Annotated in this window: 15 protein-coding genes and 2 riboswitches; of the genes, 5 read left to right on the top strand and 10 right to left on the bottom strand. The window is 49.5% G+C overall.

The features are described 5' to 3' along the window. Window positions 1-2: 2 nt before the first annotated feature. Window positions 3-968, bottom strand: coding sequence for an MBL fold metallo-hydrolase (locus AC58P7_RS15505; RefSeq protein ID WP_497344287.1), 966 nt, complete (start codon window positions 966-968; stop codon window positions 3-5). Between the two features lie 51 nt (window positions 969-1019). Further along, on the bottom strand, window positions 1020-1613 hold the full coding sequence (locus AC58P7_RS15500; RefSeq protein WP_497344285.1) for a TetR/AcrR family transcriptional regulator: 594 nt from the start codon (window positions 1611-1613) through the stop codon (window positions 1020-1022). A gap of 294 nt (window positions 1614-1907) precedes the next feature. On the opposite strand from AC58P7_RS15500, the gene AC58P7_RS15495 reads away from it, so the two are divergent. Genes AC58P7_RS15495 through AC58P7_RS15480 form a run of 4 tightly spaced genes read left to right on the top strand, consistent with a single transcriptional unit; the run spans window position 1908 to window position 7020 of the window. Further along, on the top strand, window positions 1908-3167 hold the full coding sequence (locus AC58P7_RS15495; protein ID WP_497344283.1) for an amidohydrolase family protein: 1260 nt from the start codon (window positions 1908-1910) through the stop codon (window positions 3165-3167). Between the two features lie 21 nt (window positions 3168-3188). After that, entirely contained in the window at window positions 3189-4769 is a 1581-nt protein-coding gene (locus tag AC58P7_RS15490; protein WP_497344282.1) for a PucR family transcriptional regulator, read from the top strand. Between the two features lie 24 nt (window positions 4770-4793). After that, entirely contained in the window at window positions 4794-5957 is a 1164-nt protein-coding gene (locus AC58P7_RS15485) for an amidohydrolase family protein (protein WP_497344280.1), read from the top strand. Between the two features lie 34 nt (window positions 5958-5991). Continuing rightward, entirely contained in the window at window positions 5992-7020 is a 1029-nt protein-coding gene (locus tag AC58P7_RS15480; RefSeq protein ID WP_497344278.1) for an ABC transporter substrate-binding protein, read from the top strand. A 160-nt stretch (window positions 7021-7180) separates the two neighbouring features. On the opposite strand, the gene AC58P7_RS15475 is transcribed toward AC58P7_RS15480, so the two are convergent. The 8 genes from AC58P7_RS15475 to AC58P7_RS15440 all read right to left on the bottom strand — a co-directional run bounded on the left by AC58P7_RS15475 (window position 7181) and on the right by AC58P7_RS15440 (window position 15812). Continuing rightward, window positions 7181-7282, bottom strand: a complete 102-nt coding sequence (locus AC58P7_RS15475; RefSeq protein ID WP_497344276.1) for a YjcZ family sporulation protein — start codon at window positions 7280-7282, stop codon at window positions 7181-7183. Between the two features lie 44 nt (window positions 7283-7326). Then, the gene (locus AC58P7_RS15470; RefSeq protein ID WP_497344274.1) at window positions 7327-7599 is read right to left on the bottom strand and encodes a hypothetical protein; all 273 of its coding nucleotides are present in this window, start codon (window positions 7597-7599) and stop codon (window positions 7327-7329) included. A gap of 55 nt (window positions 7600-7654) precedes the next feature. Then, the gene (locus AC58P7_RS15465; protein ID WP_497344272.1) at window positions 7655-7765 is read right to left on the bottom strand and encodes a YjcZ family sporulation protein; all 111 of its coding nucleotides are present in this window, start codon (window positions 7763-7765) and stop codon (window positions 7655-7657) included. A gap of 268 nt (window positions 7766-8033) precedes the next feature. Further along, window positions 8034-8426: a hypothetical protein gene (locus tag AC58P7_RS15460; protein ID WP_497344270.1), complete on the bottom strand. Its 393-nt coding sequence runs from the start codon at window positions 8424-8426 to the stop codon at window positions 8034-8036. A gap of 452 nt (window positions 8427-8878) precedes the next feature. Continuing rightward, the gene (gene atzF / locus AC58P7_RS15455) at window positions 8879-10738 is read right to left on the bottom strand and encodes an allophanate hydrolase (protein WP_497344268.1); all 1860 of its coding nucleotides are present in this window, start codon (window positions 10736-10738) and stop codon (window positions 8879-8881) included. A gap of 18 nt (window positions 10739-10756) precedes the next feature. Then, the gene (uca, locus tag AC58P7_RS15450; protein ID WP_497344266.1) at window positions 10757-14380 is read right to left on the bottom strand and encodes an urea carboxylase; all 3624 of its coding nucleotides are present in this window, start codon (window positions 14378-14380) and stop codon (window positions 10757-10759) included. A 30-nt stretch (window positions 14381-14410) separates the two neighbouring features. Then, complete coding sequence (locus AC58P7_RS15445) at window positions 14411-15061, bottom strand: urea amidolyase associated protein UAAP2 (RefSeq protein ID WP_497344264.1); 651 nt, start codon at window positions 15059-15061, stop codon at window positions 14411-14413. A gap of 31 nt (window positions 15062-15092) precedes the next feature. Next, a complete protein-coding gene (locus AC58P7_RS15440) occupies window positions 15093-15812 on the bottom strand; it encodes an urea amidolyase associated protein UAAP1 (RefSeq protein ID WP_497344262.1) in 720 nt (239 codons plus the stop codon). A gap of 68 nt (window positions 15813-15880) precedes the next feature. Further along, window positions 15881-15979, bottom strand: a riboswitch (guanidine-I (ykkC/yxkD leader). A 190-nt stretch (window positions 15980-16169) separates the two neighbouring features. After that, a riboswitch (guanidine-I (ykkC/yxkD leader) is annotated at window positions 16170-16275 on the top strand. An 87-nt stretch (window positions 16276-16362) separates the two neighbouring features. Between AC58P7_RS15440 and AC58P7_RS15435 the strand changes: the two genes are divergently transcribed. Then, complete coding sequence (locus tag AC58P7_RS15435) at window positions 16363-17700, top strand: APC family permease (protein WP_497344260.1); 1338 nt, start codon at window positions 16363-16365, stop codon at window positions 17698-17700. Window positions 17701-17762: the final 62 nt, after the last annotated feature.

Here is a 17762-nt window from a genome sequence, read left to right as displayed (position 1 = left end):
CCCTATTCCCCAGTTCGCTCCGCCACCAAGGTTTCCCCATGCTTTAACAAATGCAGTAAGCTGCGGTCAAGTCCTCTCTGCTGCCAATCCACCAGCAACCGATCCAACGCTTCCTTCGGCGTATCATCCGCGAGTCGGAATGCCCCATAATGCATCGGAATAAACTGCTTCGCCCTAACATCAAGGAATGCCTGCACCGCTTCCTCCGGGCTTACGTGCTGCATCCCCATAAACCACTCCGGCTCATAGGCGCCGATCGGCATCAACGCGTAGCGAATGCCCGGGTACCTCGTCCCGATCTCCCGGAAACCATCAAAATACCCGCTATCGCCAGCAAAGTAAATCGCATTGCTGTCCCGCTCTCCAACTGGCATAGACGCCGCAGTCTGTTTAATCACCCAGCCGCCCCAAAGCGAAGTATTCGTATCGGTTAGCGTACGTCTTGTCCAATGCTGCGCGGGAACAAAGTGAAACTCCAGCTGGCCGACGGTCTGACTCCCCCACCATGGCAATTCGTAAACGGTGCTAAACCCTAGCTTCCGCACCTTGGAGCCAAGTCCTTCGGGCACTAGCACGACGGGCGTGCCTCGCAGCTTTTTTAACGAACCAACATGCAGGTGATCATAATGCGCATGGGATAGCAAAATAACATCAACTGGCGGGATCTCTTCTATTGAAAGACCTGGCTCCTCGAGCCTCTTGGTGAAGCCCATCCTCGCGGCCCAAACCGGGTCGGTAACAATCGTCAAACCCATCACCTGCAGCAAAAAGGTGGAATGTCCGACCCAGGTGATCGTTACTTCACTGCGATTCGTCTTCAGTAGTTCCAGCTGCTTGTGCTCCGATTGGCCAATTCGGAAGCTCAAATCTTTAACTTTTCCCTTCCGCTCTTTTTGCCAACGACGTACTTCTTTCCACGTTTTCGTCTTTGCGTTTGGATCTAGATTGCTGTACCGCTGCCGCGCCATTCACTCATCCCCATTCATCATCAAACCTACACTAGGTAACACAATCGTCTTTCAGCTTACGCATACTCCTTTGAGATACACGGAAAGACTCTCGATGTTCATTCGAACATGTCGATTGTCCCCCTCTAGCTTGCTCATCATAATACCGCCTTCCATAACGGAAAGCGTGAAGGTCGCTAAAGCATCGATATCGAGATCTGCTTTAAATTCACCACTTTGAACACCTTGTGAAATAATCTCTTTCATGGTGTGCAGCGTACCCTTCAGTCCTCGCTGAGCTAGTTCGCGTAAGATAGGATGACTATCATCGCTCTCGGTTGCTAAGTTAAGCAGAGGACATCCTCCGATAAAAGGCGGCGTTTCAACTACATTTTCATAAACATGTAAATAAGCTAACAGCTTGCCAATGGCGGTCCCTTGTTCACGGATGGCATCTGTAATTTTCCCGCCAACTACACTGCCTGCATAGTCATAAGCTTCCAGCGCAATTTCGTCCTTACTGGCAAAATGGCGATAAATACCGCCCTTTTTTATGCCTGTTAGCTCCGTAATATCAGACAAGGATGAACCTGCATACCCTTTCTGGTTAAAAAGCTCTGCTGCCTGAGCAATGATATGCTTGCGAGTTCTTTCTCCTTTTTGCATGCTAACCCTCCGTTACACGCGTAAAATCTTACCTAATAGTATAACAAATGAAATCGAGGTATTGAAATGCAACCCCAGATAGGCGGGGCGTATTCTTTTTGTTGGGGTTGTCGAAAAAATATATGTCATGTTTCATTACATTAAAATTTACATAATCACAATTAACCACCCTCTTTTAATAAAAAACACAATCCTCCTACCAGGTCATTGACTGTTTCCAACAAACAGCCCTATAATCCAGTTAATAAAACGAAATTACGTTAGATTACCTAACACAAAAAGAGGTGCAGCGTTATGGAGCCCGATTTGATTATCCAATGCTTCTCTAACCCCCACTTCGGCACCTTGATGGACGTCGGCATTCGGGACGGGAAAATCTTTTCCCTGCAGAAGCATCTCCCCAACAACCCTAATGCGCTCAGCACGGGACAACTTATAGCAGCCAACGGACGGGTTCTACTCCCCGGTTTAATAGAACCGCATATTCATCTCGATAAAGCCTTTCTCCTGAATCAAATGACGAAAGACGCCTGCTCCATCGAGCAAGCAATCGCCTCCACCTTGGAGCTTAAACGTTCTTTTACCAAAACAGACATCCTAGCTCGTTCGATCAAAGTGATCCAACAGGCAATAACTCACGGGGTCACACACATGAGGTGTCACGTTGAGATTGATCCTATCGTCGGCCTGATTGGCCTCGAAGTGATGCTAGAACTGAAGGAGCGCTACCGTAACCAGATCACCCTGCAAATCGTCTCCTTCCCCCAGGAAGGCATTGCCAAGCAGCCGGGTACAGAAGAACTTCTCGCCAAAGCCCTTCAACTTGGCGCCGATGTCGTCGGCGGGATTACGTATCAGGATGAGGATCCGCAAGCGCATCTCAGCACTGTTTTTAACCTAGCTCAAACCTTCAATAAGCCTCTGGACTTACACGTAGATTTCTCCGACGATCCGTCCATGCTGGCCATTCTCACCATCATCCGCATGACGCATCAGTATGGGATGCAAGGACGCGTAAGTGTTGGGCACCTCACATCACTAGGTTCACTCCCTTATGAAGAGGCCAAAGCCATCTGCCAATCCATCGCGGAAGCCGGCATCCACGTCATGTCGCTGCCCGCAACGGATTTGTATCTTAATGGGCGCGGCGATGATCACCGTCACAGACGGGGACTCACCCCTGTGTCTCTCCTTTTAGAGCAAGGAGCCAATGTTATTTATGGAAGCAACAATATACAGAATCCTTTTACACCTTTTGGCACAGCAGATCCGCTGGACACGGGCATGCTTCTCGCACAAACCGCGTATATGGGTTCCAATCAGGACGTCGTTACCCTAATCGAAATGGCGACAACTCGTGCCGCTAAGGCACTTGAAATAACCAATTACGGCCTACACATCGGAGCTGATGCCGATCTCGTTTTATTCGAGGCAACTAATCTGCGCAGTGCCTTTTACGAACGTGTTCCCAGACGATATGTCTGGAAGCGAGGGCAGCTGGTAGCTTCAACCGTGAAGCAGACAACCTTTTACGATGAGAAATTAAGCTCCTAATGAGGGAAAGGCGGGGATTAGATGCACTTGACCGTTGAAGAAGCGTTAACCATTTACCCTTTGTCACGTGCCAAATTAGTTGCTGGAGAGAAAGGCTTGTCACGCATCTTAAGATCCGTCAATGTCATGGACGCCCCCGATGCAGGCGATTGGATCAAGTCCGGCGAGATGCTGTTTACGACCGCTTTTGTCATGAAAGATCACTTGGATATGGCTCTTTCCACCTTGCGCATGCTCGACGAGCGCGGTGGAGCAGGGCTTGGGATCAAAGTCGGCCGATACTGGAATCAAATTCCTCAGGAACTCTACGATGAGGCCAATCGACTCGAAATGCCGATCCTGGAGCTGCCATTTGAATTCACTTTTTCCGATCAGATGGATGCCTTGTTCAACGCCGAACACACCAAAACGACCAAGAAGCTGCAGACGGTCTTAGAAAAGCAAAAACAGCTCATGCAATTCGCCTTGCGCAATAAGGAATCTTCGGATATTTTTCATATGATTTCAGGTATTCTAGGGCAACCCATCGCTGTATTCGGGCAAGGAGGCAACATTCTCTTCCATAACACCTCGTGGTCGGAGGATGTCATCCTTCACCAATGGCCATGGACCAAATCGCCGCAATGGGAGGGCTTCGGGGACACAAGATGCTTCCGCATCCCACTATTGGATCTGCTTGGTTGCACCGGCTTTTTCAAAGTGTACGTGAACTCCCCCTTGATGCTCAAGGAAGAGGAAGCTTTGTTCCATCAAGCAGCCGAAATCTTAACCTATCATCTCGGACTCGATATTCTTAAAGGCAAAGACCCCTCGCGCCAACACGTGCTGAGTCAGGTTTTTACAGACTTTTTCCAGCGAGAGCTTTCCTTTCACGATTTCATGAAGACCTGCAAAAGCCATCAGCTCACCGTCATGTCTGGGACATATCAGTGCGTTCTTACGACGATTGCATCGGAACAACCTGGCGCTGCTAGGCTCCTAAATGAGGTTCGCCAGTTGTTGATCTATCAGCCGCAGCTGCAGCACTATGAGTCAGAGCACTTCTATTTAGCTGAGGGATTGTTCTCTATTTTCGCCTTGCCAGAGGATCAAATTTTTCATAAAAAAGAATTTCTAACTTCACTGACTTCTTGCTTATCAACTTTGACTGCACGAACTTCTGCTGCCAGCTTACATTGCTGGGTAAGTCGAGTGAAAACTCAACCTGAACTCATTTTCAACGCCTATAACGAATGCCTGGAAACACACCACGCCGCCAATCGGCTTGGTATGAGTCAAACCGTGCTGCATCACGATTCCATCGAGCTGTTCTCCCTGTTTCAGCATCTATCTCAGGAAGCCATGGAAAGCTACTATTCCTACGTTTTGGAGCCTATTTATGGCAAAAGCAAGCAGGTCGACCCCGAGCTAGCCTTAACCCTCGAAGTTTACTTCGAGTATGACGGATCCATTAATGAAACAAGCCGTTATTTATTCGTGCATCGCAACACCGTTTCGTACCGACTGGAGAAAATTGCAGATTTATTGCAGATGGATTTTAAAAAGATGAGTGATCTCTTGCGCTTGAAGCTCGCTTTCCTCTTTCGAAATTATTTGAAATAGCCGCAAGGTAAAGGAGTTATCACCATGGGACAATGGCTAAGTAACGTTCTCGTAAACGGAGCGCTCCACAATATTTATCTAGATCAAGGCGTTATCACCAAGATCGTCCCCGCTGCTAACAGCAAGGAGACTCCCTCTTGGGACGCGCAAGGCATGCTCATGTTGCCAACATTCAAAGACTATCACGTGCATTTGGATAAAGCTTTTCCTGACGAACAGTGGATTTCGAGGCAAAAAGTCGGTTCCTTATATGATCAATTTCAAATGGAGAAAGACCTGCTAGCTCCACTTAAAAGTGGACAAAAAGAACGGGCGCGAGGCATTTTGCAGGGAATGCTGGCCTTCGGAACGACCCGCCTTCGGGTTCATGTCGACATCGATCCTGATATCGGATTGTCACATCTCGCCATGGTGAAGGAGCTCCAGGAGGAATTCTTAGGGGCATTAACTATCGAAATCGTCGCCTTTCCGCAGCAAGGACTGATTCGTTCACAATCAATTAACCTCATTAAGCAAGCCCTTCAGGAGGGTGCCACGATTGTCGGGGGCGTTGATCCTGCTGGCGTTGACCGCGATATTGAGGCGTGTTTACGTGCTATCTTCGATCTAAGTGTCGCTCATGATGCCGAGGTCGATATTCACCTTCACGATCCTGGTCACCTCGGACTCTTCACCTTGGAGCGCATCATCGATTATACCGAGCAGACAGGCAAAATCGGGAAAGTCAACGTCAGTCACGCCTACTGCTTAGGCGAGGTCTCCGAAAGCGAATCCCTTGCGATTGCGCAGCGTTTGGCCGCACTCGATATCGCCATCATTACCAGCGTGCCGATCGATTCCGCAATGCCTCGCGTCCCTCAATTGAGAGCGGAAGGCGTGCGAGTATACCTCGGCTCCGACCATACAGGCTTGGATGCATGGACGCCCTTCGGCTTTACCGATCTCCTCATGCGTGGCCGCAGAATGGCAGATATGTACCGTTGGAATGACGATGAGCGCCTGCGCTCCGTCTATCCGCACCTTGGCTCTACAGCAGCGGTATTCCAAATTGGTGACCCCGCCGACTTCATCCTTCTAGCTGCGGTAAATGCTGAACATGCCGCAGCTGCAGCCCCTCCTCGTGAGGTCGTAAGCGTTCGAGGTGTTCCTGTTGCTGGTCGTCAGCTGCAGAACGCTTGGAAGATATAGACATAAACAATTAAAGGGAATGGGGAGATTTCGAATGAAATTACTGGGGAAAACAAAGGTAGGTACAGCCGCTATTGCAACAGTCCTTCTACTCTCCGCTTGCGGAACGAGCACACCAACAACGTCGGGCACAACAGCACCAGCAGCATCAACTTCGACAACTACGAAAGCTGCACCTGACAAAGTCACCCAAGCCATGAGCTGGTTCGCACAGCCAGAAATGGGTGGACACTATGCTGCGCAAGTCGCGCATCTCTATGAGAAAGCTGGCATCGACATTACGCTTCAACAAGGTGGACCTCAAGTATCGAACGTGCAGCTGGTTGCCGGCGGCAAGGTGCAATTCGCGATGGCCAATGCGGATGAGGTCGTTCTCGCCCGCAAAGAAGGCATCCCGGTCAAAGTCATTTATGCCAATTTGCAAACAAACCCTCAGAACCTGATCTTCCACAAGGATTCCGGCATCAAAAAAATTGAAGACCTCAACGGACGCAAAGTGTACACAGCCGTCGGCTTCCCGTTCTGGCAGTATATCAGCTATAAATACAAGCTCGACAAAGTACAAATTCAGAACTACACAGGCTCCTTAGCCGGCTTCTCTGCCGATAAGGACTCCATCACCCAAGGCTTCGCCACCAACGAACCGTATGTATTGAAAAAGCAAGGCGTCGACGTCGACTGGTTCCTGAACGCTGACCTTGGCTACAACCCTTACGGCAACGTTGTTATTGCCACAGATGATTTCATCAAGAAGAATCCCGACTTGATCAAGCGGTATATCAAAGCCACCAGCGAAGGCTGGGATTACTACTACGCCCATGCCGACGAAGTGAACAATGCCCTTAATGGCGTTAACAAAGATTATGACGTTGACCACCTGAAGGATGCGCAAGCCGTCGCCAAAGACTTTATCTTCGGCGGTGATGCCAAAGCTCACGGCGTTGGCTACATGTCCGATGAGCGTTGGAAAACACTCGTTAGTCAAATGAAAGAAGCCGGCATGATCAAAGAAGACATTCCGGTGAAGGATTTGTATACGAATGAGTTTTTACCGGTGAAATAAAGGTTGAGTGCGAGAATTTACAGGGGTTGTTCCAGAGGAAGAGGCATATCGGGCGCCTCTTCTTTATAATTGAAGGAGACATTCCATACAGTTCTTCGAGTATAGAAATAGATCCACAGATGAGCTGTGGACCTAATAATATATAACCTATTACTGTGTATCAAATTGCAAAAGTCATGGTAATAATAACCAACAAAATAAAGAGAACCAATACTGCCGCTGAACTAGTCCGGCTATGTCCCACTCCTGCTACATTTCCCATAATATTCAATCATTCCTTTCATCGTAATTTCAACATTGCTTTTTTCAAAAGAAAAATGGAGACCTATTGAAGAAAAACGGGGACTCCTCAATGGCCAATAAATCAAAAAGGACAAGTGGAGTGATTGGGTTGAAGAAAGGGCTGAACGGTGTAAATGGTGTAAATGCGCTTGTACTTATGGGTTTGGCATTTGAACGAAGATAGATTTTGTCACGCGTGCACTTATCCAAAATGCCATCTAAAACTTGCCCTTGTTGTGTCATAACATAAACATGTTTACCCATGAGGGATGTAAGCCGACTTTTGCTAATGCTCATTCCATTAACCTCCGATTGTTTACATTCTCTTAGAAAGCCTGAGGTATGTTACAAATTACCACGCAAAAGCACTGGTGATAATAACCAAAAGAATGAAAAGAACCAAAACAACTGCCGTACTTGTACCCAAACCACCGCTATAACAACCTCCTGCTGTGTAACCCATTCCAGTTAGCTCCCTTCTTTTATCAGATGGTCTATTGTATTTCAATGGCATTAGAAATGTATGGACAAATATCAGTTAGCGTAAGCCTGTTTTAATGTTTTTCATTTGGCCGTTTTTATCCCTAACAACAATTACGTAATTCTGCGATTAACTAGACACATATACAAAATTCTTGATTGCAAAAAAAGGAAGGAGCTGCAGTGGCAGCACCTTCCTTTTTTTGTATATGAGTCCCTTATTAACTAAGCTCCTTGTTAGCTTAGTCTAATCAGAGTACTACCTTTTTCAATATATCTTCTACTTTTGCTTGCATAGCTTGAACGGTTGTTTTCTTATATTGAATTCCAAGCCGAAGTACCTTCAATTGCTGTCTTCGGGAAAGCCTTCGAAAACGGGGTTCACGTTTCAGAAAATTACGAATGATAGACCAGCTATTGACTTCAATCCGATCTGGTTTGAGGTAAGGAACTTCATAAGGCAGTTGTCGTTTTCGGAATTGATTAACAAATCTTCCAATGTTAGCTGAAATCTTGCTTTCATCCACGAGACAAGCTGCCCGATTTTTATTTGTGTGCTTTTTGAGGAAATCGAAATGATGATGTCCGTCTCGGATAATATAACCACCATCTTTTCTGCTTTTATACACAATCAATAGATGCATAAGATCCTGTGCAACTTTTTTTAACTCCTTCTTTGGTTGTGAGGTCTTAGTGATGTTACTTTCCTGCTTAATCTTACTTAGAGGTATATATTGCACTGTATATCTGAACTGTACCCCTCCTCATCACCACTGCTTAATGTAATGTATTCCAAGTTATAACAGTGTATGTGCGTCCTAGCAATGGAGGTGCTTGCCTAATCGAATTTCGAGATAATCCAAATCCTCCTGGCATATTTTTGTGGCTTTGGTTTCCTTAATAACTAAAAGAGACGGCTGTTAGTGTTTGTCGTTTAACAGAGTTTGACCGCGAGTACGTTAATAAAACCTCTCAGCAGCTAAGCTGCCACGAGAGGTCTCAAATACCCGCTGAGTCGCCGAAAGCGTGCTCCTCAGCAAAGCACGGCCGCCACTCTGAGCGGCCGGTAGAACACGATCGGCGCTGACGCCGCCGATTACAAAGGCACCACGTTGCGCCAGCTGCGCAACGCCGTAACATCTTCCGCGCCTGCGGCCGCGTAAGCTTCACACACGAAGCCCGGGACTTCCGTGCCGTCCCGGAGCTCAACCTTGCCGATCCCGAGCGGAGCTGGGATCGCTGCAGCGAAGCCGCCGAATGCTTCGAGCGGCATCTCCCAGATCTCCAGCTGGATGGCCGCGCCACCCTGCTGTTGCTTGATCATCCCCGGCTTCGCAGGGGATGTCGGCAGCTTCACAAGGCTGTACTTCGCAGCGGATTCATCCTCTCGGATGAACCGTGCTCCACAGCCTTGCATTTGTTTCTCCAGCGGGTAGCCACGCATGTGCAGCCCGCAAACCGCCACCAGCGTCGTTTGCACAGCAACGGCGCTATCCGTACTTGAACTCGCACTTGAACTTGAACTCGCACTCGCACCTGCACTCACTGCTCCGTCTACAGCACTCACTTCCTCACTCGCAGCTGCCTCAGCTCTCACTCCACCACTCGCCGCCACGAACAACTCCGCAGCCCCACAAATCAACCCTTCCTCTTCGGCTAATGCGAAGAGTGTAATCCCAAAAGGCGTCTCCGGCGCCGCATCGCCCGCAGGCACAGACACAGCAGACAGATCCAACAGGTTGCAATGGTTCGTATAACGACCCATGTCACGATTCGTGCTGATCGGATCAGCAAGCACTTGCTCGCGTGTCCAAGTGCCACCGCAGGTCGGCATCACAAGCACAGCATCTTGAAGCAGCTTACGCGCTTCAAGCTTAAGCTCTTGAAGCTTATGCATCGCAACAAACACCGAAGCCGCATCGTACTCGGCAGCGGAGCCCGAGCGCAATATCTCCTCCGTTACTGGGTAGGCTACACCCGGATTGGCTTCGATAAACGGCCCTATATCGGCCCAGCGTTCAGCTACCCATGGACCTTCATATAAAATCGCCGCAGCTTGCGCGAATAAACTCACATCAATTTCAACTACAGGGATATTCTCACGAAGACACACTTCCTTCAAGTGGCTAACCGCTTCCCCCCACGCAGCACGATACTCGACAGCGTAAGGTCCATAAAAGCCTAGCTCACCTTGAGGCAGGCAAATTCGAACAGGAAGTCCAGCCGCCTTCCGCACTACGCTCCTTGACCAAGGATCTTCCGCGTGGACACCGCGCGCCACGCTGTCCACGACTAGCGCATCCTCAAGGGTATGCGCGAAGACCGTGACACAGTCGAGGCTCGCACAAGCTGGCACGACACCTTTGGTCGGCCAAGCGCCGAGACTCGGCTTATAGCCGACTAGGCGATTCAGCGCTGCCGGCACACGGCCAGAGCCGGCTGTATCCGTGCCAAGCGAGAAGACTACTTGGCCACGGGCTACGCTGACGGCTGAGCCTGAGCTCGAGCCGCCGCTAATCAATTCGGGACGCAGCGCGTTATGCGCGTCACCGTAAGGGCTTCTCGCGCCGACTAGACCCGTTGCGAACTGGTCTAGGTTCGTTTTGCCTACAGGAATGGCGCCTGCAGCAATCAACCTCTCCACGACTCCCGCATGTTCATCCGGCGTATATGCATATTCCACACAGCCTGCCGTTGTCGGAACGCCAGCTAGATCGATGTTATCTTTGATCGCGAAGGGAATACCCCACAGCGGTGCATCTGCTTTTGAAAGAGATGACAAACGATCTAAGTACGGTTGGATCGCATCCATTGTCGGCGGCGTAATCCAAATGTTCATATCGGCATCCGCGATAGAACGCTCTACAATTGTCGCCATAACCTCCTGTGGAGATAATGTGCCCACTTCATACTTTCCACGCAAGTAAGCAATGGTTAATTCTTTTTCCAAACCCATAACCTCTTCACCTCTCCCTTACGCAGATTGTGCAATACCTAGAATGAGTTGCCCTGCATGCACCTGATCGCCCGGCTTCACACCAATCATCGAAACAAAGCCGTCACATGGCGCGTGCTGCGGGAACTCCATTTTCATACTTTCGAGAATCGCCAGTTGATCACCCTTCTTCACTTGTTCACCTTCGGACACGAGTACTTTCCACACACTGCCCGGCATAATACCTCGTACAGCCACAGTTCCCGCTGGCAACTCATCTTCCGGCGCAGCATCACCTGTTTCCTGCTCGGAGACATATTCAGCTAACCCTTTCGCCTTCCAGCTCTCACGCTCTTCATCGAACGCAATACGCTGCTGGGTACGGAACGTATCTGCGCTATCTTCAATGGAACTTAGGAATTGGAGATACTCGCCTAAATCAAAAGTCGTCTCCTGAATGTCCGCTTCATAACGCCCGCGAGGGAAATCCTCACGCAATTGGAGCAGTTCTTCCGCACTCACTTCGTAGAATTGAATTTGATCAAAAAATCTCAACAACCAAGGTTTCCCCGCCTGAAAGCTCTCCGTTGAGCGCAGACGATTCCACATTTGAATAGTACGTCCTACGAACTGGTAGCCGCCAGGACCTTCCATCCCATACACACACATGTAAGCTCCGCCAATACCGACGGCATTTTCCGGTGTCCATGTACGAGCTGGATTGTATTTCGTCGTTACCAAACGATGACGAGGATCAACAGGCGTTGCCACAGGAGCCCCCAGATACACATCGCCTAACCCCAGTACGAGGTAATTCGCTTCGAAAACAATCTTTTTCACTTCATCTATCGTGTCTAATCCGTTAATCCGTTGAATGAATTCAAGGTTGCTCGGGCACCAAGGTGCATCCGGACGCACGCCCTGTTGATAACGTTGAATTGCCAGCTGTGTAGCCGGGTCATCCCATGACAACGGCAATCGCACAATACGCGAAGGCACTCGGAACTGTTCTAAAGGAGGTAGGGCAGCGTCAATCGCAACGACTTTTTGGCACGCCTCAGTCACGGTAATTTGGGACGGATCAATATGAATTTGCAAGGAGCGAATGCCTGGCGTCAGATCCAGCACGGGAATTGAACCACTTTCCACAATCGCCTGCATCAACGCTTGCACTTGGAAGCGCAGCAGCAAATCCAGCTCTAGCTCACCGTATTCGACGAGCAAGTTTTGATCGCCGCAGCAGCGAATGGTGATTGGGAATCGACGGTTCTCCACTTCATGGAAAAGTCGCGGATATTCCGGCGTAATCTCCTCATTTACAGCAGGCAATTGCACGTGAACTAATTGGTCAAAATGTCCATCGCCAATCGTACGCAGGTTGCTCTCTTGCAGATCACGCAGTGCTTCCGCTTCCGGAAGCGTCAGCAGATGGAAACGGATCGTATCACCAGGGTGCAGCTGACCTAACTTCCAGAACTCGGCTGATGCCGTCGTCACCGGACACACGAACCCGCCAAGACTCGGTCCATCTGGTCCAAGCAGAATCGGCATATCTCCGGTCAAATCCAGTGTACCTACCGCATAGGCATTATCATGAATATTGGACGGGTGAAGTCCCGCTTCCCCGCCATCTTCCCGTGTCCATAGCGGAGCAGGCCCTTTCAAACGAACCCCTGTCCGCGAGGAGTTAAAATGCACTTCCCAACTCGTTTCTGTCAATTGATCCAGATACTCCGTACGCAAAAACTCACCTGTACAATGCGGTCCAGGAACAACCCCAATCGTCCACTCGCGCGTCATCGCAGGGCGATGATCTATAGCGAGTTCAGTCGGCTCACCACTTAAAATCTCGCCGCCTTCATTCACACCTAGCACATCTCCCGTACGAAGCGCACGTCCGCCGTGCCCCCCGAAGCCGCCCAGCGTAAACGTGGACGAGCTGCCTAGAATCTTCGGCATATCTAGCCCGCCGCCGATAAGCAAATAGGTGCGCATGCCTTCTTTGGCCTCGCCAAAGCTCAGCACTTGCCCGCGTGCCGCAAACACAGGACGGTACGTTGCAACCGTCTTGCCATCGAGCTCCGCTTGCATATCCGCACCCGTCACGCAGAACCACATGTCACTGCGGAACTTGTAAGAGCCGCCACGCAGTGTCATCTCTAGCCCACAAGCATCGTCGGCATTGCCAAGCAGTTTGTTCCCGATGCGGAACGATAACGGATCCATCGGTCCGCAAGGCGGTACACCAACATCCCAATGGCGGATGCGACCTGGGAAGTCTTGCACGGTCGTTTGGATACCGCCATCGACAACCTCAAGCGCTCGTTCGGTAGGCTCGAAAGTGTTGAGCAACTGCGTATAGACATTGCCGCTTAGGCAGGCTTCTTCTTGTAGAAGCGCACGCACATACTGCAAGTTGGTCGTTAGACCGTACATGCGCGTTTCAGCCAGCGCTTCCACTAATTTATGGATCGCATCTAAGCGGTCCTTGCCATGAATAATAATTTTAGCCAGCATCGGATCATATAAGGTCGTTACGGTCAGACCATCTCGGACCCACGTTTCGTTACGCGCGCTGCTAGAGAACACAGCACGATCCAACTGCCCTGCACTCGGACGGAACTGCCCAAGACAGTCCTCCGCGTAAATTCTAGCTTGGATACTATGGCCTTGCGGCTTGCGGATCAGCGATTGAAGATCATTCAGCTCCAATGCTGCTTCACGCACCATCCACTCCACGAGGTCAATCCCCAGCACTTCTTCGGTGACACCGTGCTCAACTTGAAGACGTGTATTCACTTCCAAGAAGTAGAACTCACATGTCTCTGGGTCATAAAGATACTCGACCGTACCCGCACTGCGGTAACCAACTTCTGCTGCCAAACGTTTCGCCGAAGCAAACATCGCCTCGCGTACGTCATCCGACAGGTTCGGAGCTGGACTTTCTTCAATAACCTTCTGGTTACGACGTTGAATGGAGCAATCGCGCTCACCAAGCGTGACAACCTCGCCCAAGGAGTTGCCGAAAATTTGCACTTCAACGTGACGAGCACGCGCGATATATTTTTCGAGAAACATGCCCCCGTTTTTGAAATTCGTTTCGGCCAAATGGCGCACACCATCGTATGCCGCCCGCAATGTCGCCTCGTCTGCGCAAACACGCATCCCGATACCGCCGCCGCCTGCCGTGCTTTTCAGAATAACAGGATAACCAATACGCGCAGCTTCCACGAAAGCTTCTTCTAGCTCCGTAATCAGCGGAGTGCCTGGCAGCATCGGTACGCCAGCTCTTTCGGCAATCTCACGCGCAGAGTGTTTTAGTCCGAACATCTCCATTTGCTCAGGAGTCGGTCCGATGAATACAATGCCATGTTCGCGACAAGCACGGGCAAAATCCGCATTCTCACTCAAGAAGCCATAGCCGGGATGGATCGCTTGTGCACCGGTTTCGAGCGCTGTTTTCAAAATCAGCTCTGTATTTAAATAACTCGACTTCGCCGGCCCCTCACCGATCAGAACCGCTTCATCGGCTCCATCCACATGTAAACTATCTTGATCTGCCGCCGTATACACAGCCACGGATTGAACTCCAAGCTTGCGCAATGTACGCTCAATACGCACAGCAATCGCGCCACGATTGGCAATTAGCACTTTTGTAAACATCGTAACCACACTCCTTCGCATTTATCTTCGTTATTTATCCCAGATGAGCACCTGAATCGGTGTCGGGTTATAGGCATTACATGGATTGTTAAGCTGCGGACAGTTGCTGATCAGCACCATCGAGCTCCCAATAGATTGCATTTCGACATAGCAGCCAGGCGCGGATACGCCATCATCAAATTTCAAACCACCGTCCGGTGTCACGGGTACATTCATGAAGAAATTAATGTTTGGCGCCAAATCCCGCTTCGTATACACAACGTCCTGCCCAGCTAGCTGAAGCATGAACGTATCACGACAGTTGTGCATCGACAGTTTATCGTGTGAGTAACGTACGGTATTGCTTTGAGCTGAGCATGATCCACCGACCGTATCGTGACGTCCGCAGGTGTCAGCTACGATTTTCAGTAATTCCTTACCTGACTCGGCTCTCAGTATTGAACCTGTGCTCAAGTAAATGTTGCTTTGACCCGTGATCGTCGCTACCGCACTGTAGTGATCCTCCGGATTCTCTGCATCATAGAACAAGGTGTCTGCCGCCTGATTTCCTTCCAGATCCACGATCCGCATCACTTGCCCTGGCTTCAGGACACGCATCCAGCCATCTCCCGCCCCAATCACTTCACTATATATCGCATCCTCCGCTTGACGAGGGCTCTCTACTCGATTAAATACAGCCATATTCCCTGCCTCCTCCGCATTTTCGTTTCTATTAAGAACCTAACAGTGTGTGATATTCCCATGTATTTTCAAAAGCTCGGCGATTCTCCGGGCGATAATTCAAGCAATAATCGTCTTCATTCACAGGTGATGCGGCAAGCACTTCGATTTTGACAGGTACAGATGGGTAATTCTCTCTTGGATCTAGTGGATTCGGCGTGTTAGACAGGACTACCAGTGTATCTAGCTCCGTCCTTAGCGTAACTGTTGCCCCTGCTGGGCAGTGATCTAGGCTGAGGCGCATATCCCCATTGTCATCCACGACAACTTTGGAAAATAAATTCACAACCGGCATCATATCCCGCATGCTCAGGCCATTGCGAACCAACTCTACTGCGAAGTTCTCTTGACCGCTCCGCAGCCAATCATTGCGCAGCTCCTGATAGTTCGTCGTCCCGTATTTCGCATCCGTCGCTGCACGACTTGTGTATCCGCTAAGCGGATCATGCCAGCCTAGGCTGTCTTCGACGATACTCACCATCGCACGACCATTATCGCTCATGAGCACATTCCCTCGGGTCAAATGAGCCGTATGCTGTGCCTTCAACGTATCCGGCATATTGTAGCGCTCCGTCAGGTCCTTTGCGTGGTACAACTGGATCGACACATTCGCGCCCGCTTGGAGCGCTGTCAAACGAATCAACTTCCCTTTGCCAATTACCGCTGACCATTTGCCTCCCGGCCCTATGTCCTTGCTCCAAATGTTCCCCATGCTATCGCTCTCCTTCGCTTTTTGATTAAACAAAAAGGGAGACATCACAAGACCATTGTCTTGGTGATATCTCCCAGGTTTTTATCCTTCCGTGTCACTCTCTTACAAGAGTGGTTTACTCTCGGACCAGCCCGGTTCGTACCGGCGGAACCCTAGTAAACAATCGTATTCGTTTGTGTTACTAAACATAACATCGTTGATGGTGTGTGTCAATAACTTCTAACTATTTTAGTTATTCCGCTTAAAATACTTCTCACGACTCTAATAATGTGTTATATTAACTTACACAAAAGCCGAATAGCTAACATCATTAATGAAATGCTTAACGATCTTATACATAAGTAATGAAACATCACATACAAAGTCTTCTAGGGTTCCGCGGGAATGCTTGCCGCCCCGGTCTGGACCAAGAGGAGACGCACAGCTAGCCCTGTGTTCACGGAGGGATAAAAGCCCGGGAGATATCTGTAACCTAGATATCTCCTTGGCTTTTTTGCATACAACCCGTTCAAGTGTTCACAGCCAACCACTGAGAGGAAGTGTTATCGCTATGACAACTGAAGTCAAACTACGTCAGTCTTTAAGCCTTTACCAAGTCGTCTACATGGGGCTTGCTTGGATGACCCCGATGATCTATTTCTCCATATATGGCATTGCGTATGAGAACGCACATGGGATGCTGACGCAAGCGTATTTGCTTGCTTTTATCGCTATCTTTTTTACCGCGTATAGTTATGGCGTCATGTCTAAGGTTTTTCCAACCTCTGGCTCCGCATATACCTACACCAAAAACAGCATCCACCCCTATCTAGGCTTTCTTGTGGGCTGGGCTCTGCTCCTGGACTACTTCTTCTCCCCCATCATCGCGTGCCTAACCTTCGGCATTTACCTGCATGCACAGTTCCCGTCTATTCCCGCTTATGTGTGGATCATTGGACTTAACATCGTCCTCGGTCTGATTAACATCGTAGGTATTAAGTTCTCCGCGAATATCAGCAAATTGTTCGTCTGGATTCAAATCATTTTTATCGCTGTGTTCTGCTTCTTCCTTTTCCGTAACTTATCTGGTGTTGGTGAAATTCACCCGCTTCAGCCTTTTCTGCAAACGGATGTGCCTTTCTCCACCATTCTAGCTGGGGCTTCTATTATATGTTTCTCGTTCTTAGGTTTTGATACGGTGACGACGATGGCAGAAGAAACGGTCAACTCGGAGAAAACCATCCCGCGAGCCATCATGATCATCATCATCGCCGCAAGCATTCTCTACTTAGTGCCATCTTTTCTAACACAGCTCGTATATCCGCATCTGACTTTTGTAAACATCGATTCTGCCGGCTTTGAAATTGTTAAAATGGTGGGTGGCGCAGCGCTGAGCTCCGTATTCCTCACAGTTTTGATTCTTGCGATTTTCACACAAGGTCTATCGTCCGTAACCAGCGTTTCCCGTCTCCTCTTCGTGTTAGGCCGAGATAACGTACTGCCTAAGCGTGTGTTCGCCTTCCTTCATCCGAAGTTGGGCACACCGGTCATCAACATCGTGATCGTTAGCGTTGTATCACTGCTCGCTCTTGTCATCTCGTTGGATAATGCCGTGAAATTCGTTAATTTCGGCGCTTTAACCGCTTTCTTCTTCGTGAACGTATCCGTTATTGCGCAAAAGTATATGAAAGAACGCCAACGCTCCCCGAAGCAAACGGTATTGTATCTCGTGCTTCCGTTGCTCGGCGCCGGATTCATCGGCTATCTGCTCTCCTTGTTGGATAAGGATGCCTTATGGATGGGCGTAACGTGGCTGCTGATGGGGATTGTGTATCATCTGATTCAAAAGCGTGCCGCTCAAACCAAAGACGCAGCCGTCACCCTGCATGCTACGGGGACGTTGAAGTAGTTGGGGGAGCATCAACATGATCTCCCGCTCCACGATCTGAAATAAAGAAGAACCTGAGGAGT

The sequence above is a fragment of the Paenibacillus sp. J22FR5 genome (genome assembly GCF_059691975.1).
This window is presented reverse-complemented; position numbering and strand designations above follow the sequence as displayed.